Origin of the sequence: Polynucleobacter sp. AP-Titi-500A-B4 (genome assembly GCF_018688095.1) — a bacterium.
Classification (GTDB): domain Bacteria; phylum Pseudomonadota; class Gammaproteobacteria; order Burkholderiales; family Burkholderiaceae; genus Polynucleobacter.
In genome coordinates this window covers 1,656,437-1,678,842 of record NZ_CP061311.1, presented here as the reverse complement: position 1 = coordinate 1,678,842, position 22,406 = coordinate 1,656,437, and the positions used below count along the sequence as shown (strand labels likewise).

At 42.4% G+C, this 22,406-nt stretch carries 23 protein-coding genes; 12 read left to right on the top strand and 11 right to left on the bottom strand.

Annotated elements, in window-relative coordinates:
• Nucleotide 1 precedes the first annotated feature (1 nt).
• The 5 genes from FD968_RS08450 to FD968_RS08430 are packed head-to-tail and all read right to left on the bottom strand — an operon-like array spanning nucleotide 2 to nucleotide 2,550.
• Nucleotides 2-610: a type II secretion system protein J gene (locus FD968_RS08450; RefSeq protein WP_215281415.1), complete on the bottom strand. Its 609-nt coding sequence runs from the start codon at nucleotides 608-610 to the stop codon at nucleotides 2-4.
• A complete protein-coding gene (gspI, locus tag FD968_RS08445) occupies nucleotides 607-1,017 on the bottom strand; it encodes a type II secretion system minor pseudopilin GspI (RefSeq protein WP_112238659.1) in 411 nt (136 codons plus the stop codon). The genes FD968_RS08450 and gspI overlap by 4 nt, the downstream gene beginning before the upstream one ends.
• Nucleotides 1,014-1,514, bottom strand: a complete 501-nt coding sequence (locus FD968_RS08440) for a Tfp pilus assembly protein FimT/FimU (protein ID WP_161951854.1) — start codon at nucleotides 1,512-1,514, stop codon at nucleotides 1,014-1,016. Before FD968_RS08440 ends, gspI begins: the two co-directional genes overlap by 4 nt.
• Nucleotides 1,495-1,956, bottom strand: a complete 462-nt coding sequence (gene gspG, locus FD968_RS08435; RefSeq protein ID WP_112238655.1) for a type II secretion system major pseudopilin GspG — start codon at nucleotides 1,954-1,956, stop codon at nucleotides 1,495-1,497. Before gspG ends, FD968_RS08440 begins: the two co-directional genes overlap by 20 nt.
• Before the next feature lie 9 nt (nucleotides 1,957-1,965).
• Nucleotides 1,966-2,550 (bottom strand): hypothetical protein, encoded by a 585-nt coding sequence (locus tag FD968_RS08430; RefSeq protein ID WP_215365524.1) that lies wholly within the window; start codon nucleotides 2,548-2,550, stop codon nucleotides 1,966-1,968.
• A gap of 194 nt (nucleotides 2,551-2,744) precedes the next feature.
• Between FD968_RS08430 and FD968_RS08425 the strand changes: the two genes are divergently transcribed.
• The 6 genes from FD968_RS08425 to FD968_RS08400 all read left to right on the top strand — a co-directional run bounded on the left by FD968_RS08425 (nucleotide 2,745) and on the right by FD968_RS08400 (nucleotide 9,962).
• Nucleotides 2,745-3,341, top strand: coding sequence for a hypothetical protein (locus FD968_RS08425; RefSeq protein ID WP_215365522.1), 597 nt, complete (start codon nucleotides 2,745-2,747; stop codon nucleotides 3,339-3,341).
• The gene (gspN, locus tag FD968_RS08420; RefSeq protein ID WP_215304790.1) at nucleotides 3,338-4,126 is read left to right on the top strand and encodes a type II secretion system protein N; all 789 of its coding nucleotides are present in this window, start codon (nucleotides 3,338-3,340) and stop codon (nucleotides 4,124-4,126) included. The genes FD968_RS08425 and gspN overlap by 4 nt, the downstream gene beginning before the upstream one ends.
• A gap of 84 nt (nucleotides 4,127-4,210) precedes the next feature.
• Nucleotides 4,211-6,382 carry a type II secretion system secretin GspD gene (gspD, locus tag FD968_RS08415; RefSeq protein ID WP_215365520.1) on the top strand — a complete coding sequence of 724 codons (2,172 nt, stop codon included), beginning with the start codon at nucleotides 4,211-4,213 and terminating at the stop codon, nucleotides 6,380-6,382.
• A 2-nt stretch (nucleotides 6,383-6,384) separates the two neighbouring features.
• A complete protein-coding gene (locus FD968_RS08410) occupies nucleotides 6,385-7,809 on the top strand; it encodes a GspE/PulE family protein (protein ID WP_215365517.1) in 1,425 nt (474 codons plus the stop codon).
• Nucleotides 7,810-7,821: 12 nt separating this feature from the next.
• Entirely contained in the window at nucleotides 7,822-9,042 is a 1,221-nt protein-coding gene (locus FD968_RS08405; protein ID WP_215365514.1) for a type II secretion system F family protein, read from the top strand.
• Nucleotides 9,043-9,047: 5 nt separating this feature from the next.
• A complete protein-coding gene (locus tag FD968_RS08400) occupies nucleotides 9,048-9,962 on the top strand; it encodes a M23 family metallopeptidase (RefSeq protein ID WP_215365512.1) in 915 nt (304 codons plus the stop codon).
• Between the two features lie 20 nt (nucleotides 9,963-9,982).
• On the opposite strand, the gene FD968_RS08395 is transcribed toward FD968_RS08400, so the two are convergent.
• Nucleotides 9,983-10,675 carry a TetR/AcrR family transcriptional regulator gene (locus tag FD968_RS08395; protein ID WP_215295638.1) on the bottom strand — a complete coding sequence of 231 codons (693 nt, stop codon included), beginning with the start codon at nucleotides 10,673-10,675 and terminating at the stop codon, nucleotides 9,983-9,985.
• A gap of 152 nt (nucleotides 10,676-10,827) precedes the next feature.
• Here FD968_RS08395 and FD968_RS08390 point away from each other — a divergent pair, with 152 nt between their 5' ends.
• From FD968_RS08390 to FD968_RS08380, 3 genes are read left to right on the top strand one after another with little or no spacing between them, the layout of a single operon-like run.
• Nucleotides 10,828-11,889 (top strand): YHYH protein, encoded by a 1,062-nt coding sequence (locus FD968_RS08390; protein ID WP_215295636.1) that lies wholly within the window; start codon nucleotides 10,828-10,830, stop codon nucleotides 11,887-11,889.
• Between the two features lie 27 nt (nucleotides 11,890-11,916).
• A complete protein-coding gene (locus FD968_RS08385) occupies nucleotides 11,917-13,005 on the top strand; it encodes a hypothetical protein (RefSeq protein ID WP_215365510.1) in 1,089 nt (362 codons plus the stop codon).
• Between the two features lie 7 nt (nucleotides 13,006-13,012).
• Nucleotides 13,013-14,869, top strand: coding sequence for a multicopper oxidase family protein (locus FD968_RS08380; protein ID WP_215365508.1), 1,857 nt, complete (start codon nucleotides 13,013-13,015; stop codon nucleotides 14,867-14,869).
• Between the two features lie 21 nt (nucleotides 14,870-14,890).
• On the opposite strand, the gene FD968_RS08375 is transcribed toward FD968_RS08380, so the two are convergent.
• From FD968_RS08375 to FD968_RS08355, 5 genes are all read right to left on the bottom strand, one after another.
• Entirely contained in the window at nucleotides 14,891-15,583 is a 693-nt protein-coding gene (locus FD968_RS08375; protein ID WP_215365506.1) for a TetR/AcrR family transcriptional regulator, read from the bottom strand.
• 639 nt (nucleotides 15,584-16,222) lie between these two features.
• The gene (locus tag FD968_RS08370; RefSeq protein WP_215365504.1) at nucleotides 16,223-16,990 is read right to left on the bottom strand and encodes a DUF4239 domain-containing protein; all 768 of its coding nucleotides are present in this window, start codon (nucleotides 16,988-16,990) and stop codon (nucleotides 16,223-16,225) included.
• 60 nt (nucleotides 16,991-17,050) lie between these two features.
• Nucleotides 17,051-17,590, bottom strand: coding sequence for a hypothetical protein (locus FD968_RS08365; RefSeq protein ID WP_215365502.1), 540 nt, complete (start codon nucleotides 17,588-17,590; stop codon nucleotides 17,051-17,053).
• Between the two features lie 140 nt (nucleotides 17,591-17,730).
• Complete coding sequence (locus tag FD968_RS08360; protein ID WP_215365500.1) at nucleotides 17,731-18,372, bottom strand: response regulator transcription factor; 642 nt, start codon at nucleotides 18,370-18,372, stop codon at nucleotides 17,731-17,733.
• Nucleotides 18,373-18,393: 21 nt separating this feature from the next.
• Entirely contained in the window at nucleotides 18,394-19,824 is a 1,431-nt protein-coding gene (locus FD968_RS08355) for a sensor histidine kinase (protein WP_215365498.1), read from the bottom strand.
• A 176-nt stretch (nucleotides 19,825-20,000) separates the two neighbouring features.
• Between FD968_RS08355 and FD968_RS08350 the strand changes: the two genes are divergently transcribed.
• The 3 genes from FD968_RS08350 to FD968_RS08340 are packed head-to-tail and all read left to right on the top strand — an operon-like array spanning nucleotide 20,001 to nucleotide 22,372.
• On the top strand, nucleotides 20,001-20,861 hold the full coding sequence (locus FD968_RS08350) for a hypothetical protein (RefSeq protein ID WP_215365496.1): 861 nt from the start codon (nucleotides 20,001-20,003) through the stop codon (nucleotides 20,859-20,861).
• A 57-nt stretch (nucleotides 20,862-20,918) separates the two neighbouring features.
• Entirely contained in the window at nucleotides 20,919-21,758 is an 840-nt protein-coding gene (locus tag FD968_RS08345; RefSeq protein ID WP_215365494.1) for a hypothetical protein, read from the top strand.
• A 23-nt stretch (nucleotides 21,759-21,781) separates the two neighbouring features.
• The gene (locus FD968_RS08340) at nucleotides 21,782-22,372 is read left to right on the top strand and encodes a YSC84-related protein (protein WP_215365492.1); all 591 of its coding nucleotides are present in this window, start codon (nucleotides 21,782-21,784) and stop codon (nucleotides 22,370-22,372) included.
• Nucleotides 22,373-22,406: the final 34 nt, after the last annotated feature.

Sequence of the window (22,406 nt, the reverse complement as noted above, 5' to 3'; positions counted from 1 at the left end):
CTTATAAACTCGTTCCTGCTAAACAAGATCGACTAATTGGAAACGTAATATTTTTGATTCCCCAACGCATATTGAATCCTGCTAATTGAGCGCTAATTGACCCTTGACCAGGAGCATTACTGGTGGCGTTAGCCTCTTGATAAATGATTTCCGGAATCTCAAGCGAAGTTTTCATATTGCTCGAGACAAGATCGGGGTCACGAAGTACAGCTTGCCATAGCCCAAGGATCTCTGTTTTATTGGCAAGTGGCCGACTTATCAAGCGTCGTAGTCCGTTAGCAGAAATCCCATATCCCACAATCACCCAATGGATCTGATTCGCTTGCTCATAACGTCTGACCCACCAGATATTTTTCTCACCTACTGAATATGATGGAATATCAAGAGTGGAGCTAGGCATGATTTCTTGACAGTCCCGTTCAAATTGCCGAATAAGCTGGATGTAGACTGCATCTTGCTTCGCTCTACTTTCAATATTTTCTTGCCCACGCATCATGGCATCCATTCCACGCCAAGCCATCAACCCAACTATGGAGATGACTATCAAAGCAACTAGGACTTCAATGAGCGTAAAGCCAGCTTCTGATGGGGTTGTCACCTTATCGTTCATAGTGCCCCCGCATTGAGATTTGGGGTAACAGTTACCAGCCATGCAAGACGTGGCCCATTAATGTTGGTGCTATTGGCTTGGCTGCCTAAAAAAACAGTTACCTCAACACGTCTAAAGTTTGGATTGGGCATCGGACTAACTTTGCGCTGACATACTAGTAATAAAGTTGCCTGCGGACAGCTAAAAGTGTTGGTCCCAATCTCTGGCCAAACCTTTTTCATCCGAACGTCATTCAAAGCATTGTCGGCACTCCATAGAGCCATAGTGCGTTGTGATACGGCAAGTTGTGTATCTGCTGCCAGAGAGATAGCCCGTAGAGCAGCAATCAAGGCGATGCTTAGAATGGCTAAACCAACCAATACCTCGATGAGCATGAAGCCCTCGTCGCCTCGTAGTTTTCCTTTCATTGGCTTTCCCAATAAAAGCGACCATCATTTGAGCGAATGAGTATTGCCAATCTTTTTTCCTGCTCAAGAGGGATTCGCAATTCCTCATTCACATATTCAGTGCCTAAATTGAATTGAATAGGCTCTACGTTCACAGGCTTAAACCATAAGTGAGGTTTATATGCCTCGGGAATGAATGTATTTGTTAGGGCGGGGTCTTGAACTTGCCCAGTTCGAGTCGGCTTGCTAAAACGCCAACCCAACTGGTTGATAGCAACGCTCACTGGAATCCCGCTGCTTTGGCTCTCATCTTGTGCGGCATTTAGGGTGCTCACTAGCTGGTCTAAATTGTTGCGCCAATAGCGTTCATCGTGGTTTGGAATGGCTAGTACTGCAACACCTAACAAGATCGCCACGATCGTTAAAGCCAATAACATTTCAATTAAAGTAAATCCTCCGTCTGATGATTTAGGCGGGCAAAGGGAAGATCTCTCTTTGTCAGATTCCAATGTCAGCATCAGTACCAGTTCCACCTGGTTTCTTATCGGCCCCGTAGCTAAAGACATCAACTTCTGCCTTAGTGCCTGGATTGGTATATTGATATGGATTGCCCCAAGGGTCGTTCGGGAGTGCGTCTAAGTACCCGCCTGTCTTCCAGTTTTGTGGAATAGGTTCAGCGCTAGGTCGTGTAACCAAAGCATTAAGCCCTTGCTCCGCCGTTGGGTAGCGCCCAATATCTAGGCGATAGAGCTTGAGGGCCTGATTGATGGTGCCGATATCTTGCTTAGCCGCTGTTATGCGAGCTTCATCAGGACGCCCCATGATCCTTGGCACGATTAAGGCGGCCAAGATTCCAATGATGGCAAGTACCACCATCATTTCAATTAAGGTAAATCCAGCTTCACCATTACTGACTTTGTTTTTGGTCCGCTTTTTTACTGTATTAAGAAGATTGAGCATGGTATTGATTTAGTTTTTTCTAACTTGTGATGGCCTATCGTTAGAGCTGCTTGAATTTTTGCTTTTTTGTAAAGCAAAGCTCAACTCCTTGCCTTGATAGAGTAGGGTGGCTGAATCAGGATTGATGGATTGCAGCATCATTCCTCTGTCCATTTGCTCGCCAACCGCAATCGCTCCAGTAGATTTGCCGTCGATATCAAAAAGAGCGAATCCTTGGTTAAGTCCGGCCTCATTCTTGCCGGTTACCACTAGCACACGTAAGGCAATATTGTCTGCGGCAAAGGGTTTGCTGCCGAACAGCTTGTAACTCGTTCCAATATCTTGATTGGTGTGCAGAGTGATGCCTTTGAAGTTCTTTGGAAGAATTTCTGCGGGACTTTGAATTTGTAGGATATGAATGAGCCAGTAAGTTGAGGAGGCTAGCGTTAGCAAAATAAAGACATAGGAAATCAATTGGCCCACCCGAATTGGAGTCAGGTAAGCGGAGGCTAAGGAATTCTTTCCCAGTAATTTTTTTGATTGACGAATATGCCAATCCAGATTTGCTCTGGTGTCGCTTAACTTGCTGAGAATAAGCGTTTGTATTCGTTTCAAAAATTCACCTTCTAGTGGTTTATAGCGGCATATTCCCAAAAATGCCATTTTTGACACTAAAACCTTGTTAGGCCTAGTTCTAGCCTTGCTCTATATTCAGATATAGTACTATACATGGTGTCATTATGAGGTGACCCTCAAGACCCTATTTACAGATCTGGATGAGGCATTTCGTGAAATTTCCACCCTTGACTATGGCAAAGGTATTCTCCCGGTGGGGCTCATTACCCACAATTGGCTTCCTTTCCCAAATTCTGGAAAAGCTAAATTCAATTCAGGCTCGCCATTTTCAGAGAAAGCCATCTCCATTTATCTGGGCAGTCTTGGCTATCGCCTTCATTTTCTTATGTCTTAACTATTGGATCTTGCCAGCCGTCAATGATATGGAATCTAGAGTTGCATTGCGACCAGCACAATGGGCGCAATTAGAAAATCTCATTAGATTATCTAAGGCAAATACATCACAAGTAAGCAGCATCGAGCCCATGGATGAGGCAGAGCTTCAAGGAATTCGAATGATCTTGGTGGCAAAAGGTATTAAGCCAGCGGTATTAAGGCTGAATACAGAAAACCCACCTCGGGTTGAACTTCAAATGAGCGATGTCTCATTTTCTAGTGCAGTCGATGCCCTGGAGGAGTTAAGAAAAACGTGGAGCCTATACCCAGATCATATTGAGGTGAGTTCAACCCCTAAATTATCTGTAGTAAATCTGAGTGCCAAATTGAAACAAATGGGTGTGCTGAGTGGCGCTATAAATTTGCCCAATATTGCAGCTGAGCAATCAAGATGAATCTTTTCTTAAATTCATCTGCCAAAAGTATTCCTAAAGTATTTTGGATTATTGTGTTATCAGTGATATTAGCGATCCTCATATCGCAAACTCCTGCCTCGATTTTAGCTAGCACAGTCGATCGCCAATCGGATTGCCGCGTAGTTTTGCACCAACCCGTTGGAACTATTTGGAATGGAAGTGCTGCACTCGGGTTCTCTGAGCCAGACTTAGTGAGTGGTTCTTGCCGAGTGCCAGTTGCCTTAACTGAAAGATTTACTTGGAATACTCAATGCAGCGTGGTGAATGGCCAGTGTCTGGTTGAAATCAATTTTGTATCACTTGATAAGCCATTACTGATTACCGTTGGCTTTAATCAAATCAAAGTTAACGCTGGTCAGATAACATTGCCTGCTTCTATCCTTGAAGCCTTTGGTAATCCCTGGAGCACGCTGCGTCCTCGTGGTCAGCTCGCAGCTCAATGGGGTGATCTTCAAAAGGGCACCGCCACAACCGGAGTTATTCGACTGCATATGAATAATGTAAGCAGCCCTATTAGTGCAGTAAAGCCATTGGGTAGCTATGAAATCAAAGCTACTCTGGGTCAAGCAGGAACTTCTTTTGCTATTGATACCACTGCAGGCCCTCTCTTACTCAACGGCAATGGAGAGCTTGGCGGTAAAGACAGCTCAGGTGTGCATTTTTTGGGCAGCGCTCATGCCGCACCTGAGGCAGAAGACTCTCTAATTGGTTTGCTATCTTTGTTGGGAAAAAAAGATGGCGATATTTATCGAATGCAGTATTAAGAACAAGACAGTAATTCATACCAAATGAATATTAATAAGAGACATTTCCTTCTAAAGCTTCTACTATGCCTTCTGTGTAATCAGATGGCATTTATGCCAATTGTGTCTGCACAAAATAATTCCCCTGCAGAATCTGCAACTGTCACCCTTTCGTTTAATAACGCTGATATTGAATCAGTAGCCAGCGTAGTCGCAAAAATGACTGGGCAAACTATATTGGTTGACCCGCAAGTAAAGGGCACCATTACGCTGATTAGTAATAAACCAGTTACCAAAGCAAAAGCACTAGATTCTTTTTCCACTGCATTGCGTACTTCTGGATTTGCTTTGGTTGAGACTAATGGTATTTATCGGGTCGTTACCCAAGCTGACGCAAAGTTGGTCAGTACCTCGGTTACGACGGGGAAGGGCAAGCAGGAGGGCGATCAAATTATTACTAGGGTCTTTAAGCTCAATTACGAGTCAGCCAACAGCTTATTGCCAGTATTACGCCCATTAGTTTCGCCAAACAATACGATTAATGCGTACCCTGGCAATAACACCATCGTGGTAACGGACTACGCTAGTAATATTCAGAGAATTGCTACTTTGATTGATTCTATAGATGCTCCTACATCTACTGATGTACAGACCATAAAATTGCAATACGCTTTTGCTAGTGATGCGGCATCAATCTTAACGAAAGTACTTGATAACGGCTCTGCTGCAACTACTGACCCAGCATTAAAGACGATGATTTTGGCTGAGCCTCGAAGTAATTCAATTTTGGTTCGCAGCTCTAGTCCTGAGCGAGTTAGGCAAGTGCGTATCTTGGTAGCCAAGCTTGATACTCCTGGAAATAAGAATGGCAATATTTGGGTAGTACCGCTAAAAAATGCCGAGGCTAGCAAATTGGCTATTACCTTACGTGCTTTGGTGGCAGCGGATGCAGCCTTATCTGCACAAGTCGCTAGTTCAAGCAATGCCCCTTCCACACTTGCTAGCGCTCCTCAACAAAATACCCTAGGGGCAACGCAATCTGCAGCATCCTCTGCCGCAGGAATAAACTTAGCTACCTCAGCATTAACAAGCTCAAGTAATCCCAATATTGGCGGCTTCATCCAAGCTGAGCCTGCAACTAATTCAATTCTGATTACTGGTAGTGAACCCTTATATCGAAGCCTTAGACAAGTCATTGAGCAGTTAGATTTGCGCCGCAATCAGGTCTATATCGAATCCCTGATTGTAGAAGTGAGTAATGAAACTGCTGCAGAATTAGGAATTCAGTGGAACTTCCTCATTGGATCTGGCAACCAAAACGTTGGATTTGGTAGTACAAACTACGGACCCCCTGGTCAAAATCAAGGGGCGGGAGGGAATATTTTTGGGCTCAATCAAAATGTAAATAACCTTGTCAATGGCGGAACAGCTAGCGGGGCAGTGCCAATAGCACCTGCTCCAGGGTTGAATTTAGGTTTAATTAGTCGATTCAACGGTACCTATGCCATGTCAGCCTTAGTGAGGGCACTTCAAACGGCAAGTGGCACCAATATTTTATCGACACCAAATTTAATTACTTTAGACAATGAAGAGGCGCGCATCATTGTTGGGCAGAACGTTCCGATTCTTACTGGCTCTTACTCGACAACTGGCTCTACATCGACTGTGACACCTTTCCAGACTTACGTTCGGCAGGATGTGGGAATTTTATTGAGAGTTAGGCCGCAAATTTCTGATAACGGCATCGTCAAAATGCAGATCTACCAAGAGGTATCTTCAGTAGCTGCACAAACAACTTCTGGAATTGTTTTGAATAAGCGCAACATTGAATCCAATGTTTTAGTCGATGATGGGCAAATGGTGGTTCTTGGTGGGTTAATTTCTGATGAGTATGCAGATGGATCTAGCGGCGTTCCCTTTTTAAGCAGCATCCCTTTAATTGGTCAATTATTTCGTTATGACAACAAGAATCGGGTAAAGCGCAATCTTTTGGTATTTATGCGCCCCTACGTACTGCGAGACAAGAACCAGGCAGATGAGATTACCGGCAATCGCCTAAGCCTGATGCAAGGTAAAGAAGATCAATTTAAGCAATTACCAATGCTATTACCTAAGGAAACCAATCTACCTAGCGTAGAAAATTCTGCGGAGCCCATCATGACTCCTGGGTTGCCAGCCAGTAGCATAAATACTAAGCCAGCAGTAACTAGATCGCTTCCCCCTGGGGCTTCTGGTAATGCTCCCATAGTACCTAGTAACAATTCTTCAGCAAATTAGTTATGCAACGCATTCCCTTTGCCTACTCTAGGGATCATCAGGTCTTACTAAAGAGGGTAGTCACCAATGAGCTAGTTGGTGGGGATGCTGAGACCTTCACCTTAATACACAGTCCCACAACCGATTTATCAGTTGTTCATGAAATTTGCCGCTCAGTTGGCGCTGTGACGCGTATAGAGAAACCAAGCGCTGAAGTCATAGAAATGATTCATGCTTTTTATGCACAAGGAGATTCTGATGCATCTCGGGTGCTTGATGAGGTTGAGGATGCAGTAGATCTATCTCGCCTTCTACAGGAAATGCCAGTCTCAACAGACTTGTTGGAAGCAAATGATGATGCACCAGTAATCCGGATGATTAATAGTGTTTTGAAGCAGGCCATTCATGGTGAAGCATCTGATATTCATTTGGAGGCTTTTGAACGTAAATCCGTCGTTAGATTTAGGGTGGATGGTAATTTGCGTGACATTGTTGATATGCGTAAAGACTTGCATGCAGCCCTAGTATCTCGAATAAAAATCATGGCTTCCTTAGATATTGCTGAAAAGCGGATGCCACAGGACGGCCGAATTTCATTGCGAATTGGTGGAAAAGCGATTGATGTGCGCGTATCTACTTTGCCAACTGCTCATGGTGAACGCGTTGTGATGCGCTTGCTAGAAAAGAACTATGAGCGTTTGGACTTGAAGACTTTGGGTATGGCCGATGATACTTTTGCAAGTTTTGATCGGTTAATCCATAAGCCTCATGGAATTGTCTTAGTAACAGGACCTACTGGCAGCGGTAAAACGACTACGCTCTACGGTGCTTTGCTGCGTCTAAGGAATAAAACAAACAACATCATGACTGTGGAAGATCCTATCGAATACAACCTCGATGGCATTGGTCAAACTCAGGTCAACCCACGGATCGATATGAATTTCGCAAGGGCGTTGCGAGCGATTCTGCGCCAAGATCCTGATATTGTGATGATTGGAGAGATTCGAGATTTAGAGACTGCTCAGATTGCTGTGCAGGCTTCCTTGACAGGTCATTTGGTGTTAGCGACTCTACATACTAATGATGCTCCATCAGCAGTGACTCGACTCATTGATATGGGTATTGAGCCCTTTTTACTTTCATCAACACTATTGGGTGTCTTAGGTCAAAGACTCATTCGTCTGCAATGTCGCTCATGTCTTGGTAAGGGCTGCAAGGAATGTAGTGAATCTGGTTATAGCGGTAGAGCGGGGATCTATGAACTCATGATGGCAACAGAATCCATTAAAGAGCTAATTCATAATCGTGCCGCTGAAAGTGAGATTCGTAAGCAGGCAGTAAATAATGGTATGCGAAGTCTGGCAGATGACTGTCAAAGATGGATTGATTCAGGGCAATCTACTGTCGAAGAAATGATGCGTGTTACTGGCGCGGTTGTGATTGACTGATAGGTATTCAATATGACGCGCTATCGCTTTGAAGCACTCACCTATGGCGGCAGAAGTGAACGCGGAATCGCTGAAGGGGAGAGCGCTCGCGCCATTCGCCAGCAGTTACTTTCAAAACAGCTCGTTCCAGTCAGCGTCGAACCTGAGACAAAGTGGACAAAAACAGCATTCTGGGAGCGCTACTTCTCTGAAAATAAGCCCCTCTCTCGAAGTGACCTGGCTATCTTAACTAAGCAATTTGCATTACTAGTGCGATCAGGGGTTCAGATCGACGAAGCCCTGATCATTTTGTCTGAGGAAAGCTCTAAAAAAAATATCAAAGCTACCCTGCAGTCAATCGTCAATGAATTACGAGCCGGCCTGTCTTTATCTGGCGCAATAGCAACTCAAGCAAGCAGTTTTGATTCTTTATATCAAGGAGTAGTTGCAGCTGCCGAGCAATCTGGAAAAATGGGGCAAGTCCTATCCCAGTTAGCGGAGTTCTTAGAAAAGCGGCAAGCCTTAAAGCAAAAAGCCTTAGCTGCTTTAGTTTACCCAGCCATGTTGACAGGCGTTTCATTCATGGTCATTTTATTTTTAATGACCTATGTTGTGCCTCAGATTGCTAGAGTATTTGAAACCACCAAACAAGTACTCCCCTTATCCACACGCTTTGTATTGCGACTCTCTCATTTTTTAGTGGATTGGAGTTGGCTGCTCGTCATAGTTACTGTAGTAGTGATTTATCTTGCCAAAAGAATGCTTAAGAGGCCTGATCTTCGTCTGCGCTTTGATACTTACTATTTAGATTTACCTGTTATTGGGCCATTGCTTTTGGGTTTTGAGACTGCTCGGTTTGCCAATACGATGGCAATGCTCGTGAGTGCGAATGTGCCAATATTGGTAGCCTTACAAAGCTCTAAAAATACTTTAAGTAACCATCTCTTGAAAAAAGCAATTGATTCAACTGAGATTGGCCTTCGAGAGGGTGCTAGCCTATCTTGTGCATTGGGCAGTCAAGGGGTATTTTCTCCAATTCTGATTCACCTCATTCGTTCGGGAGAGGCATCTGGCCAGTTAGCTGAAATGCTCAAATACGGCGCAGAGAATGCTGAACTTGAAGCAGAACAAAAAACAAAAATATTCACGAGTTTATTGGAGCCAGTCCTCATCTTATTGATGGGCCTTCTAGTACTAGGAATTGTCATGGCAGTAATGCAGCCAATATTGCAAATGAATTCAGGAATAAGGTAGGGCATATGCAAATCATCATCATGCTAGGGCCCCATAGTCGCACAAGAGAAATTCATCTCACCATGAGGCATTTATTGCTTGGTGGACTTCTTGGTCTCCTAACAATATTGATCTTGATTTGGGCACTCAACTCATTTAGTAATAGTGCGAGTGACATTTTTCTCTCAATGAATACAAGGCAGCTCTCAGAAAAGCGACTTGTAATCGACTCTAAAAATGATTATGAGATTAAGTTAATTGAATTACAAACCCGTTTAGATGAGGCTCAACGTAAATTAGATCAGCTCGATGCTCTGCGGTTCCAACTCTTGCGTTCAAATGGAAGACTCAATCTTAGCCATAGTCAGTTAAGTGATTCTGAATTACCTAGTGCTCAGGGTGGCCCTCTGAGGCCTGCAAGCACAGCTCATTATCTCGGTAATACAGATGAGCAATATGGCGTTCGTTTAGATCAAACTTTGCAGGATACTTTTGCCATGCAAGCCAGATTGAATGAAATTCAGAGCTCATTGACCCGCACTTGGGATGTCGCCAATTCAGTACCTTCAGGATTGCCCTTGGTTGCCTCAACCCAACCCACTAGTGGCTTAGGTTATCGCCTTGACCCTTTTACTCGTCAAATTGCTTGGCATGACGGCACTGATTACCCCGCAGCTTTTGGCACTCCAATTCTGGCGACCGCCGAAGGAAAGGTGATCCGCGCAGGGTGGGATAGTGAGTATGGAAACCTCATTGAGCTTGCCCATAAGAATGGGGTAATCACTCGATACGCTCACGCACAAGAATTATTAGTAAAGCTTGGTGATGATGTGAAGAAATCTCAAGTGATTGCTAAAGTGGGATCGACCGGCAGATCAACCGGCCCCCATGTGCATTACGAGATACTTCGTAATGGGATAGTACTTGGTCAAAATCGTTGATGCTCTCTAGTTGCTAATGCTTACTTTTTAGCTAAAGCACCCATTTCAACCAACTTTCCAAAGATGCCGGTTTCAGGGAGCTGATATTTAGCAGGCAATGGCATTTGAGAAATTTTGCTGGCCACTTTTGCATCTATACCCAAGCCTATTAGTACTTGATTGGTAACTTGATCTTCAAAGCCTTTGGCGGGGCGCTTAAGGAGCATGGTGTGGATACCTCCAATCAGGCTACCAATGGCAATATTGGCACCGATAGAGGCTGGCATATCGGTAAAACTTCCTTCTTTAATACCCAGATGAATATCGCGAATCATATTTTGAAAGATCTCTGCGTCAGGATTTTGATTCGGCCATTGAATTTGAGTTAAAAATCTGCCGAGCATCGGAAAGTCGACTACCAAGCGCATCAATATTCTCATTGTTGAGGCTAAGCGTGTCGTTGTATCAAAGTTCTGGGGCATCGATACATTAATTAGGCCATCAAATTCTTCCATGAGCTGTTTTGCTAGACCATCGTATAAAGCGGGAAGTGATGGAAAGTAGTTATAAAAACTACCTCTTGAGACTTCGGCTTGCTTAATGACATCTTCAACCTCTAGTTTATAGATAGAGTTCGTAGAGGCTAGGGTGAGTCCGGAAAACAGGAGGTGCAACTGCATCTCCTCGCGGCGGAGTGCTGCAACCCTTACTCGGTGATCTAAAGCTTTTGCCATTGGAAGATTCTACCTTTTTTGCTTGACTCAGAGTTGATTTATGTCAAAATGACGCCATGTATATTTAGACATTAAAGGGCTCTGAAATGCTTAGCAGGTGGAATAAATTAAAAGGGCTCCAGAAGTCCGGATTAGCCTTTTGCACACTTCTAATGTCAGCAGTGATTCTGTTGGCTTGCGGAGGTGGTAGTGGAAGCGATAACGGTTCCTCGTCATCGACTGAGATTACAACATTAGTAACAGCTGCCAGTGGATCAAGTAACGTGGCTTGCGCTACAAATGGTCAATGTATTGGTGCCGCATTTAGGACTATAGGTTCTATACCAGATACGCTGAGTATTCTCAGTACATCATGGACAAATACAAATACAAACATCATTACGCTTTCACAAATTCCTTATGTTGATGGTTCAAATAGTGCAACTTACTATGATGCGGCTGGGAGTGTTTTTGCAATGACCGTAGATCAGACTGCCCAACTGACTGGATATAGCACCACTGGTAGTAGAACTTTTTCGGGAAATGGCTTACCAAGTACGAAGATGGGAACTTTTCCAGTCCAGTCTGGAACGGCTGCTTATTCATACTATGCGGCCTTACCCGGCGGGACTAATCCGGCTACAGGTCAGCACTATAATAATGCTGCTGAGATTGGAATTTCGCCTTACCCCTTAAGTAGTGTTGTTCCTTTAAATCCTGTTGTAAGCGGCGCCTACCCAATTGATTCTTTAATAGTGGGCATTACTCTTACTGGTGCGGTATGGCATGTTGAAAAAGCCAATGATTCAAGTGGTAATTATTACAACCCGGTTAATGCATTGCCTTTGGATGCATGTTTTGGCCATCCATATAACCAACAATATCATCTTCATGGTTATTCTTGGAAATGCTTTCCTAATCAAGGAACAACCGGCCAATCACCAGTATTTGGTTTCGCCTTAGATGGTTTTCCGATTACGGGTCCTCGAGCAGCAGATGGACATAACATAACTAATGCAGAGCTTGATATATGCCATGGGACGACATCTCTAATCACAATGCCTGATGGCACAAGTAAGAATACTTATCACTATGTACTCAACAGAGAATATCCTTATTCAGTTGGTTGCTTTAGGGGGTTGGTGAATTATGACCAAGCACTTGGACCTACAGGACAAAATAATTACATGAAAGAAGGCATTCCTTATCCGCCAACTTTTTATCCTACCCCATAAATCTATTAATATTTAGCGGGCACTTTTGTGGCTAGAATTCACGGTGAATTATTTGAAGTTACTGCTATCGCTGGAGGTAAAGACCAAACTTTAGTTTTATTGAAGTCTGGTGAGGTGCTGGGTTGGGGTGGTGCTGGAAGTGGCCGTATTACCTCGCCTTATATTGATATTTGTAGCTCCCAAAAAAATACGGATAGTAAGCCGGTATTTATTAGTTACCCTACTAAATTTTCTAATGCATCTGCAGGATACGGCGCTAGCTTAGGGATCTCGGAGCGCCTAAAAGTTTATATCTGGGGCTTTTGTCAACTTGGTGTTGGTGGAAAGGCTTCATTTTCGGAGGAGCCTGCTCTTATTGATGATATTGCTGATGCAATCAAGGTTTCGGCTGGACAATTTCTATACGCTGCAATTGATCAAGCGGGGAAAGTGTATACATGGGGATTGAATGCGGATGGTGCCTTAGGGCGCACACAATCCCAAATCAATGCATCACCAGGGTTGATTGCCGGACTTCCTGAGACTCAAGATATTGCAATTGGTGACAACTTTATCCTTGCGCTCACCAAAGACCAAAGAGTATATGGGTGGGGAAGTAATTCTGCAGGTCAGCTGGGGCTTGGGCATCTTAATGCCGTATATATGCCTGAGCTGATTCCGTTCCCAGGGAAAATTAGTAACATCGCTATAGGCTCGACTCACGTTCTAGCTGTTTCTACTGAGGGCAAGGTATACAGTTGGGGTAGCAACCACTTCGGGCAGGCTGGGGGTGGCCCCCACTCTTATATTGATCGTCCTCAGCTGATTCCTTTTCCAGAAAAGATAACCTCAGTTTCTGCTGGCATGCACTATTCGCTAGCCTTATCAGCAAGTGGAAAAGTCTACTCTTGGGGTTGGAACGGGTTTGGTCAGTTGGGACATGGCGATCTTCTGTCTCGAAGTGCTCCTACACTTATTCCTAAGTTATCTGGGGTGAGAATGATTGCCGCAGGAGAAGCGCACACATTAGCGATAGGTAAAGACCAACTTCTAGGCTGGGGCAGTAATGAATCAGGTCAATTAGGCAAGGCAGCAATAAAGCAATTGACCCCAAACGCTTTCTTGGCGATTGCCTAGGATGGTTATGGGAATCGATCGCCGTCATTTCTTGCGCTTGAGTGCGACACTCGCTTCGGGCGTAGTAGTTCCAGCAAGTTTTACTGCTTGCAGCCGTGAAGAAGGGGTATCACTAGCCACTCCTAAACAAACTTTTGTACAGCCCACCATGCTTGAGGCTAAAAATGGTTTGCTAGATGTGACTCTAACAGCGTCTTACTTTGATAGAAAGTTGGCTGGGGATGATCCAAGCAAAAAATATCCCGTGTCCTTACGTGCTTATGGCTATGACAATCAAGGCCCTAGTTATTCTGGACCAACATTGGTAGTGAGGGGCGGGGATCAATTGCGAGTTAAGTTGGTCAACAACTTACCTGTAAATCCTCCGTTTGCGGCTTTCCGAGATCTCACCAATTACATGAAGCCCAACACCACTAATTTGCATACTCACGGCTTACATGTATACCCAGGGATATATTCAGATCGGAAGCCGCTGGAGTATGGTGATTATGTAGTTGATCCCAACAGTGGTGGAGTTTTGCCAAATGGAGATTCAAGACAGTACGTTTATCAGATTCCTAAAGATCACCCTGAGGGACCGTTTTATTACCATCCTCAATACCATGGCAGTAGTGCAATTCAGGTAGCTAGTCTTATGTCTGGAGCAATCATGGTACGCGGCCCTGCCGATGATTTGCCAGAGATGGCTCAAGCAGAAGAATTGATTTTCCTATTTCAGGCGCCTTATTTTGCGAGTAGCCAAACTAGTAATAACTACGGCGTAAAGGATGGCTTGCTAGAGAAGTTCGCCCAAATAGCCAATCACCCCACAGGTCATGGAATTCATAGCTCTAAACAAGATGACGTAGACAGTCAGCCTGTTTTGATTAATGGTGTGCGTCAGCCAACAATCGTTATGCAAAGTGGGGAAGTGCAGAGATGGCGCTTCATTAATACCCAAGTATTTAACTACCTTAATCTGAGTTTAGATGAGCATACTCTAAATCAATACACAATAGATGGATGGGGCAGTAGTACCTATCAAGAATATCCTGATGGACGAAAAAAGAATGGCCAAGGTATTTTATTAGCAGCAGGTAATCGTTCTTCAGTTGTGGTTCAGGCTGGAGAGCCAGGCATTTATCTGCTGAGATCGCTGCCTGTCAAAATTGCAAAAGGCCAGCAAACTGCTAATTTGCCGGGAGATGTTTTAGCAAAGATTGTGGTATTGGATTCTAAAAAAGTAATGACATTGCCAGCTACGCCATTGCCGGTTAGCAATTTCTTAAAGCCCATTACTGATCAAGAGTTTGCTTGCGCTGGCGGTAAAAAGCGCAGCATCATTCTCAATATGATTGGCAATGAAAATCTAGATCCCTCTCGTAATTCTCCATCGCTGATTAATCAGACAATGGCCAGCGCAGAGACTGCAGCATCAGAAATTACAGAGTTTGTGAAGAAAAATATTGCCCTTGCAAAAAGGGCAATTTCTGAGGTCACTGGGAAGCCGATCGAAGGATCTAAATACTTTCCACCATTTGTTTTCCCGACCTATGATTACCAGTTACAGCCTGCAAACACTATCATTCAAAATGTCATTTTTGAATCAGTTGAAGAGTGGACTATTTTTAATTGCAACAGCATTGCGCACTCATTTCACATTCACGTCAATCCCATGTACATCATCAAGATTAACGGCGAACCCATCAACCCATATTGGTGTGATACGGCAGCCCTACCAGCTGGCGGAACTCCAGAAATGCCGACTTCAGTTACATTTCGGATGCGTTTTAAAGACTTCGTAGGACCTTACATTCTGCACAGCCAAATGCTGCAGTACTCTGATTTGGGAATGGTGCAGCGTGTCACCGTTGTGCCTGCGTAAGAGCGAGATTCGCCAGGTATTTCAATTAGTTCTAGTAGGATCCTGCAGCGAAACTACATTTGAAATAATGCCCTTTGGAGGCATTGGGAGTGGCGAGGTAGAGGTCTTGGATAACTCAGCAGCAATTTTTTGGTCCATCCCCAAACTGATGAGAATTTGATAGATAACCTTATCTATATAATCGTCAGGCTGTTTAGTTTCAAGAATATCTTTAGCGGCACCTCTTAAGCAACCAAGGATCAGATTTGTGCCAATCGATGCAGGCATATCAGAAAAGTAGCCTTGGGCTTTCCCGTCCATAAAGTCTTTCTCTATATCTTTGTACATCATGTGATTTGGATCAGAGCTAGGCCATTCCTCTTTTAATAGCAAGGAAGCCAGAAATGGGGCCTTAGTAATAAACAGTAGCGCTCGTTTAGTTTTTATTGCCACGCGAGCAGCTGCGTCTGGAATTGCAGGGGAGTGAGATAAAGTATATTCCGTGATTTCATTTGATAATTTTTTGCCCAGCTCTTTAAAAATGCTATCAACGGAATGAAATACTTTATAAAAGGTACTGCGAGAGACTTCAGCCTTATTAACCAAGTCATCTATTTTAATATTTTCAACGCTAGTATTTTTAGCCAAATCAGAGGCGCCTAATAAGAGGCTTTCTTTTATCTGCTCAAGATGTTTTTCATCGGAGTTAAAAAGATGGTGAACTATTTTTGGCATAAATTATTAAACAGCAAGCAAGCAATTTGGTATTGAGAGTGTAGCCCTGGAGATGTCACCTTTGGTAGCTAAAGGATATGCGGAATTGTGCAATTAAACTTCTTGTTAGAGTACTGCAGAATGCTATCAGAGGCAAATTAAACTGATCCCGGTGGTATGAACGGGTTGAAATCAAGGTCGTTAGCAGCCCCTCGCTATATAAGCGTTACTTTAAGTAACGCTTATCAACCACATGCAAAAAACAGTTTGGAGCAACGAAGTGTTAGATGGTTGTTCCAAATATCCTTTGGTTTTGAAAACCAAAGACCGATAGACCACTTCTTTTAAATCCACGAATTTGCTTACACATTTGCTTACACACCGACGCCGACCACCCGCAGAGCCCCTGTTTATAAGGGTCTATCTTGGGCTTCTGCTCTCATAACCAGAGAACCTAAACAGGACCTAAACATCACAAAATGAAGGTTTTTGATACTAAAGGTGAGGTTTGGTCATTTGAGCGTTACTTTAAGTAACGCTGGGTATGCTCGAAAGTGTGTAGGCAAATACTACACACTTTCTATACTAATGACGATAGATTATGGTCTGAGAGGCTGCTTTCGGCCAGATGTGGTCATTAAAGTCAGGCTTTGTTGGGTGTCAGTACTTAATAGCCTTTTCTAATATTGAAGGTTGAATTGATATGGGTCCATGATATGGTGAAATATTTAAGAAAATAAAAACCATCGAAGATCCAATGCATAAAGTCCCCATAGTCAGTGCAATTTTCATGGCTTGTGGCTTTCTCAATTGCAATAGACCAATCGTCAGTAGCATAAGTAGTGAGAGTGTGAATATTGATGGCGATTTTGCAAAGCTTCCAACTTCATTTGCTAGAAACAATCTTTCGAGCCGTTCGCGATGCAAACTTTGAATTGCAGACTCAATACGGGGCCCAGTTGCATGATTCCCATAGTTTTTTGATGAAATGCTCTCCGAAACTGTGCTCAGATTATCTAAAGGCATTGAATTATTGAAATCATTTATCTTTCCTTCAGTCATTAATGGCCACTCAATTTTAATGATGGAATTTACATAATCATCAATAGCAGTAGTGAGTTTTGCTTGGTCTTCTGCGGGGAGTGTTTTAGAAATTCTTAATAGCGTTCGCACTGAACTAACTTCATTTAATAAACTTGTTTTTGCTATGTTGTGATTTTCAATAATATTTGCAGTGAATGTTGAAACTGTAAGTCCAAATAGGAAAGCGGGGACACTTATAAAGGATGCAACTATATCTTCTGAGGCTACAAACCAGCGTGATAGAGGGGATCTATTAAGTAGCCAGTGGATAAAAAATACAGCTATTGCTCCAATAAAAATGCAAGTTCCGATAAAGAGAATATCTTGAGTTATGATTTTTTCCATATTATTAATGTGAAAATATTTGAAGTTAATAGTTATATTGGGTTTTAAAAAAGAATGATGCTATCTTTTAAATTCTATAATTTGCTTCTCTTCATACTCTTTTAGATTGTGAATTAGATTGAGTATTTTGTTTTTATCTGCATCCTTTAGTGGTGTAGATGGATCATCAATTTGAGAGGCAAGCTGAAACTCATCCAGTTCGCGGAGGTATGCCCCAATTTCTGCATTTCTTGTACCACTTAACTGATATATCTTAAAATACAATGCTGCAATATTGACATTTTCGTATTCAGGAATAACGGGCCCTAGACTTTTATGAGTGCCCGATAATGCATGTTTTACATCGCCCATAGTTTTGGCGCGCTTCATTAGATAGCTCATGCTATTAAGACGATTAATGATTTCGAATTGGGAGTTATTAATTTCTTTTTGCTTGTTAGACTCAGCCTCAAAATGGTGTTGTGAGTTGTTATAAAGCGTTGCTCCACCAGAGATAATGATAGAAGATAAAAACCAGATAAAAAAATTACTATTTAAAAGCTTACTTAAATTTTCGGTGGCGTTGGGTTTGGGAATTTCATTAGTTTTTTGTTCAGTCATATGGATATCCCCCGTTAAATATTGATTATTTGAAGATGTGAAAGAAACGTTGACGTATTCATAGTTGAGACCCTCTGAGAATTACAAATTTATTTGCAATAATGAAAAAGTCTCTTATTGATGCGAGCCATAAGTCAATATTATTTTTCAGCAATTCTTTTAATTGAGTGCTCGTAATTTTGGCAATATTTAATTAACTCACCAAGTGTGTTCAAGCTCAATTTATCTCTTAAGAAGGTCCGATACATCTTTACTGTTCTAGGGGCTATCCCAAGTAATTTGGCTACTTCAGGTTGGCGGTGACCATTTCCCAGAAGAAGCAATACTTCAGCTTCTCGTTTTGTGATGGGTATATCAATAAGCTTTCTAGGTATTTCATTACTAGCAAAATTTTTGTGCCTGCTAATTTTTTTAAAGTTCTTATCTAGGGCATCTGTAATTTGAGATGCAGTAAAGGGCTTGAGAATGAAGTCAGCTGCACCGCCTTGCCATGCGTTAATTATGTCAATCTGCTGAGCGTTACCGCTCATAAAAATGATTGGAAATTCTGCGTTCATGAGCTTGAGGGTTTTTTGTAACTCAAGACCATTCATCTCGGGCATTTGGAGGTCAAGCAGGATACAGGTTGGTAAATGATCTTCGAATTCAAATTGCTCAAAAGCATCTAAAAAAGATTTTGCTGAGTCAAAGCTTTTCACTTCGTAGTCCTGGGAGAGCCAATTTTCTAGGCCTGCCCGAACAATAGATTCATCATCAACAATAATTACCTTGGCATTTCTCATGGTCATATTCGTTTTACGTAATTAGTTGGCTAACGGGAGGCGTATTTCAATTATCGCCCCACCTGATGGCTGATTTGAGGCAGTAATGCTGCCATGATGTTTATCGATAATTGCCTTACAAAGCCATAAGCCAATACCAAGACCATCTGATTTTGTGCTCTGATAAAGCTCAAACATTGCTGACATAATTTTGGGTGATATGCCACCCCCAGTATCTTCAATGGCAATGACTGCAAAAGATTGATCTTGCGAAATGATTAAATCAATTTTACGATCATGGGCCTTAGTTTTTTCAACGATATCAATCGCGTCAATGGCGTTATTAAATATATTAATGAGGACTTGTTGAATTTGAATAGGGTTGCCAAAGACGATTGGGCTGTTAGTGAAGGTTCTAGTTAGAGAGATATTTTTTGAATCCAACGTAGGCTTTATGATTTCCAATGCTTCTTCACAGGCCCCCTGAAGATTAAAAGGCTTAAATTCAGATTCTTTACCACCAAAGAGTCTTCTCAAGTTGGTGACTAATGCAGATACTTTGCTCAGTTGCTCCGTCACGGTGTCCAGTATTTGAACTGATTTTTCTTGATTTCCTTGGTTAAGAAGTTCCCGCTTGACCGACTCGGTTTGTAAAGTGATGCCAGTAATGGGCTGGCTTAATTGATGGGCTAATGAATTTGCCAGTGCGCTAATACCCAAGGCTCTATTGGATGACATTAAACCTTGCAAAAATTGCTCTTTTTCATTTGTTAGTTTTACTAAGTTTTGATTTAGAGCATTGTCACTGCTGGCCCTTGGATCGACCCAACTGACTCTTAACACTAAATAAGAAAAGTATCGAACTAGATTAATCGATAGCCAAATCGAGAAAAAAATTGTAGGTAAAGGTTGAGGGTTAATTGCCACCATGGGGGTGTCGGTGAAATAACTTGCGAGTCGTAATATATGAATTACCGTTAGGGCTATTTCTGTATAAGTAATCCATTGAATAAATAGATTATTCCCAAGCCCATTGCTATTTATTCTCTTGCAGGTGATATAAGTAAATGATGTAACGCAGATTGAAAAAATCGAGAAAAAAAACAGTGGTATTAGAGGGCTGATGGTATAGCGGCAATACTCAATAAATCCGCAGTAAATTATTACAAAAATGATCCAGTAAATAAATTTACGATTTTGGATTTTTTTGGTTAATGCCTCAATACTTAATAGTATCGCTACCTCGGAGAAGAGGGTGGCTACTGAAATAGCAAAGAAAGACGAGGTTGATACTAGACTTGGTTGAAGATTCATCACAATAACGACGAGCAATGTCATCAGCCAAAGAAATTCTGCCAATAAGAAATAGCGGCCTGATTCATCTACTTTTGCTTTAAACGAAAAATAGAGCGAGCCAGACGATACGATGGTGAGTAGCGCCGGGATGATCAAGACTAAAACAAAGATATTCATAGACTATCGCTATTACGGGCAGTGAATAGTTTTCATTTTATGTGGATTAGCGCTACAGATTGGGTTTTTATTTCACGTAAATCCTAAGAAGGTCTGACTACGTACTTTAGGGCGTATTTTTTAATTAGATCCCTGCTTAGGATGTCGGTTCACAAGCTAATATTTGATGATTCAAAATGAGAAAATTTATACGCTGCAGTCTACCGATTGGATTTGGTTTCTTGTTGGGCTTCTCAACATTCCAAGTTATGGCAAATGAAGTGTTAACGCGTCCACAGTTAGCTGATAACGCAAAGTCAGGGGAGGTGATACCGCTATCAAGTGTTGAGATTGCAAAAAAATTGGCCAACCCTATCGCAGACATGATATCGGTACCTTTTCAATACAATTACAGTCGTGGTGTTGGTAAGAATCAAACGGGATCTGAGCAAACTCTTGTATTTCAACCCGTGATTCCATTTAATCTCGGTGGTGGCGATGCTTTTATTTTTCGCCCCATTGTTACATCTGCCCATTTGATCAGTGGCACTGGATTTAATGGTTACGGTGTTGCTAACGTCACCATTGAGTCTTTTTATGCGCCCAACACAGGGTCCTCCTGGATTTGGGGCGTTGGACCCTACTTAAGTTCTCCATCTGGTAATAGTGGTTATTTTGGTTCACAGCAGACTGGCGCAGGCGTTACTGCAGTTGTATTAAATCGCCATGGCCCTTGGACCTATGGAATATTGGGTTTCCAGTCTTGGAGCGTTGGCGGTAACCCTACGTTTGGTACGCAAAATAATCTCTATGGTCAGCCATTTGTCTCATATACCAATAGTAGTGCTTGGTCGTTTATGCTGCAATCGCAGGCGCAATATAACTATGATTCACACCGCACTAACAACCCCCTTTATTTTGGGATTTCTAAGTTAGAGGTGTTTGGAAATCAGCCGGTGCAGTTTGGTATCGGTCCAACCTATTACCTGAGCAATACTCCTGGCGGCCCATCTGGGTGGGGTGGTAGGGCAGTAATTAGTTTTGTATTTCCAAAATAAGCATGCAAATCATCCAGACTGTTGAAGTTGCAACTCTCTAGTTGATCGGATAAGGAGATGGGCTCCAAATTATTTGCAATTTTTATTCTTGGTTTCTTTGAAGCTATAGCGATTGTGCCAGCTCACGCTCAACAAAATCCGATGCCAGAAGTCTCTCAGTCTTGGCGTTTTAGCGTTACTCCTTATATTTGGGCGGTCGGTGTGAATGGTACGGTCAACACTAACGATGGAATTAGTAAAACAACCAGTTTGAGTCCCAGTAATGTGATTAGTGACATTAAGGGCGGGTTGATGATTGCTAGTGAGGCGCACCACGGTAATTGGGGTATTGGGCTTGATTTTCTCAATGCCAATTTAGGGAGTCAACCTGGTAAAACGGCTACCGGAACCATGCCAAATGGTGTCACCGTAAATGCAGATCTCTCTACTAAGGCGAATTTGAAGGATACGGCAATTACTGCGGTGGGGATGTATACCTTACTCAATACGCCATCTATTTACATGGATGGGGTTTTCGGGGCTAGATATATCAGCTCAACCGTGACGATCAATGCCAACTTAAACCTCACAGGGACTTTAAATGGTCAATATGTTGGCAGTAAGAATATTATTCGCAATCCTTCTATGACAACAAATACAACTGATCCCATTATTGGCTTGAAGGGTAGATACCGAATTGCGGATAGTGCTTGGTATCTTCCTTACTATGCTGACATTGGATCTGGTGGAGGCTCTAACAATATGACCTGGCAAGCGATGTTTGGGGTTGGTAGAGCTTATGGATGGGGTGATTTAACGTTGGGATATCGAGCTCTGTATTACGAGATGAAAAGTTCAGGTTCCTTGCAAAGGGTGACATTTCAAGGGTTGAATCTTGGCGCAACATTTCATTTTTGAATTTAATTTTCAGGACTAAATTTATGAAAATATTACCTAAGATTTTTTTTCCATTATTTTTGATGTGCATCAGCATAGGATTTGCTAATGCTCAATTGAGTTCTGTTTTTGGATCCAATCAAACTAAAGAGCAGCAAAGAGAGGCAATTCTTAAAGAGAATGCAGCAATTTTGAAAAAGCTATATATAAATGAGCCTAGAGCAAGACTTTTGATTGAAAAGTCGCCAGGATATGCAGTATTTAGTGATTTTGGAATGAAGATATTTGTTGCTGGTGGTGGTACTGGAAAGGGTGCTGTTTATCAGGCTAATTCTAGAAAAATTACCTATATGGATATGCTTGAGTTGCAGGCTGGTTTAGGTCTTGGAATCACATCATTCCAAATGGTTTATGTGTTTTTAAATCGAGAGACTATGGATGATTTTATCAATTCAGGCTGGACCTTTGGGGGTCAGGCAGCTGCTGCTGCAAAGTATGAAAATCAAGGAGATTCTTATCAAGGCGCGCAGCTTGTTGCACCAAATATTTTGGCTTATCAATTAATTGATTCAGGCTTGGCAGTTGACATTACAGCCAAGGGTACAAAGTACTACAAAAACAATGACCTAAATTAAGGCTGCAACTCTATCTCTATTTTTTCTGAAGGGT

Excerpts from the sequence above, each read along its gene's own strand:
- FD968_RS08370 (WP_215365504.1), bottom strand. The coding sequence starts at position 16,990 with ATGGAAAAAATCATAACTCAAGATATTCTCTTTATCGGAACTTGCATT.
- FD968_RS08440 (WP_161951854.1), bottom strand. The coding sequence starts at position 1,514 with ATGCTGACATTGGAATCTGACAAAGAGAGATCTTCCCTTTGCCCGCCT.
- gspG (WP_112238655.1), bottom strand. The coding sequence starts at position 1,956 with ATGCTCAATCTTCTTAATACAGTAAAAAAGCGGACCAAAAACAAAGTC.
- FD968_RS08400 (WP_215365512.1), top strand. The coding sequence starts at position 9,048 with ATGCAAATCATCATCATGCTAGGGCCCCATAGTCGCACAAGAGAAATT.
- gspD (WP_215365520.1), top strand. The coding sequence starts at position 4,211 with ATGGCATTTATGCCAATTGTGTCTGCACAAAATAATTCCCCTGCAGAA.
- FD968_RS08350 (WP_215365496.1), top strand. The coding sequence starts at position 20,001 with ATGAGAAAATTTATACGCTGCAGTCTACCGATTGGATTTGGTTTCTTG.
- FD968_RS08410 (WP_215365517.1), top strand. The coding sequence starts at position 6,385 with ATGCAACGCATTCCCTTTGCCTACTCTAGGGATCATCAGGTCTTACTA.
- gspI (WP_112238659.1), bottom strand. The coding sequence starts at position 1,017 with ATGAAAGGAAAACTACGAGGCGACGAGGGCTTCATGCTCATCGAGGTA.
- gspN (WP_215304790.1), top strand. The coding sequence starts at position 3,338 with ATGAATCTTTTCTTAAATTCATCTGCCAAAAGTATTCCTAAAGTATTT.
- FD968_RS08450 (WP_215281415.1), bottom strand. The coding sequence starts at position 610 with ATGAACGATAAGGTGACAACCCCATCAGAAGCTGGCTTTACGCTCATT.
- FD968_RS08365 (WP_215365502.1), bottom strand. The coding sequence starts at position 17,590 with ATGACTGAACAAAAAACTAATGAAATTCCCAAACCCAACGCCACCGAA.
- FD968_RS08425 (WP_215365522.1), top strand. The coding sequence starts at position 2,745 with ATGGCAAAGGTATTCTCCCGGTGGGGCTCATTACCCACAATTGGCTTC.
- FD968_RS08340 (WP_215365492.1), top strand. The coding sequence starts at position 21,782 with ATGAAAATATTACCTAAGATTTTTTTTCCATTATTTTTGATGTGCATC.
- FD968_RS08390 (WP_215295636.1), top strand. The coding sequence starts at position 10,828 with ATGTCAGCAGTGATTCTGTTGGCTTGCGGAGGTGGTAGTGGAAGCGAT.
- FD968_RS08360 (WP_215365500.1), bottom strand. The coding sequence starts at position 18,372 with ATGAGAAATGCCAAGGTAATTATTGTTGATGATGAATCTATTGTTCGG.
- FD968_RS08355 (WP_215365498.1), bottom strand. The coding sequence starts at position 19,824 with ATGAATATCTTTGTTTTAGTCTTGATCATCCCGGCGCTACTCACCATC.
- FD968_RS08380 (WP_215365508.1), top strand. The coding sequence starts at position 13,013 with ATGGGAATCGATCGCCGTCATTTCTTGCGCTTGAGTGCGACACTCGCT.
- FD968_RS08345 (WP_215365494.1), top strand. The coding sequence starts at position 20,919 with ATGGGCTCCAAATTATTTGCAATTTTTATTCTTGGTTTCTTTGAAGCT.
- FD968_RS08375 (WP_215365506.1), bottom strand. The coding sequence starts at position 15,583 with ATGCCAAAAATAGTTCACCATCTTTTTAACTCCGATGAAAAACATCTT.
- FD968_RS08405 (WP_215365514.1), top strand. The coding sequence starts at position 7,822 with ATGACGCGCTATCGCTTTGAAGCACTCACCTATGGCGGCAGAAGTGAA.
- FD968_RS08395 (WP_215295638.1), bottom strand. The coding sequence starts at position 10,675 with ATGGCAAAAGCTTTAGATCACCGAGTAAGGGTTGCAGCACTCCGCCGC.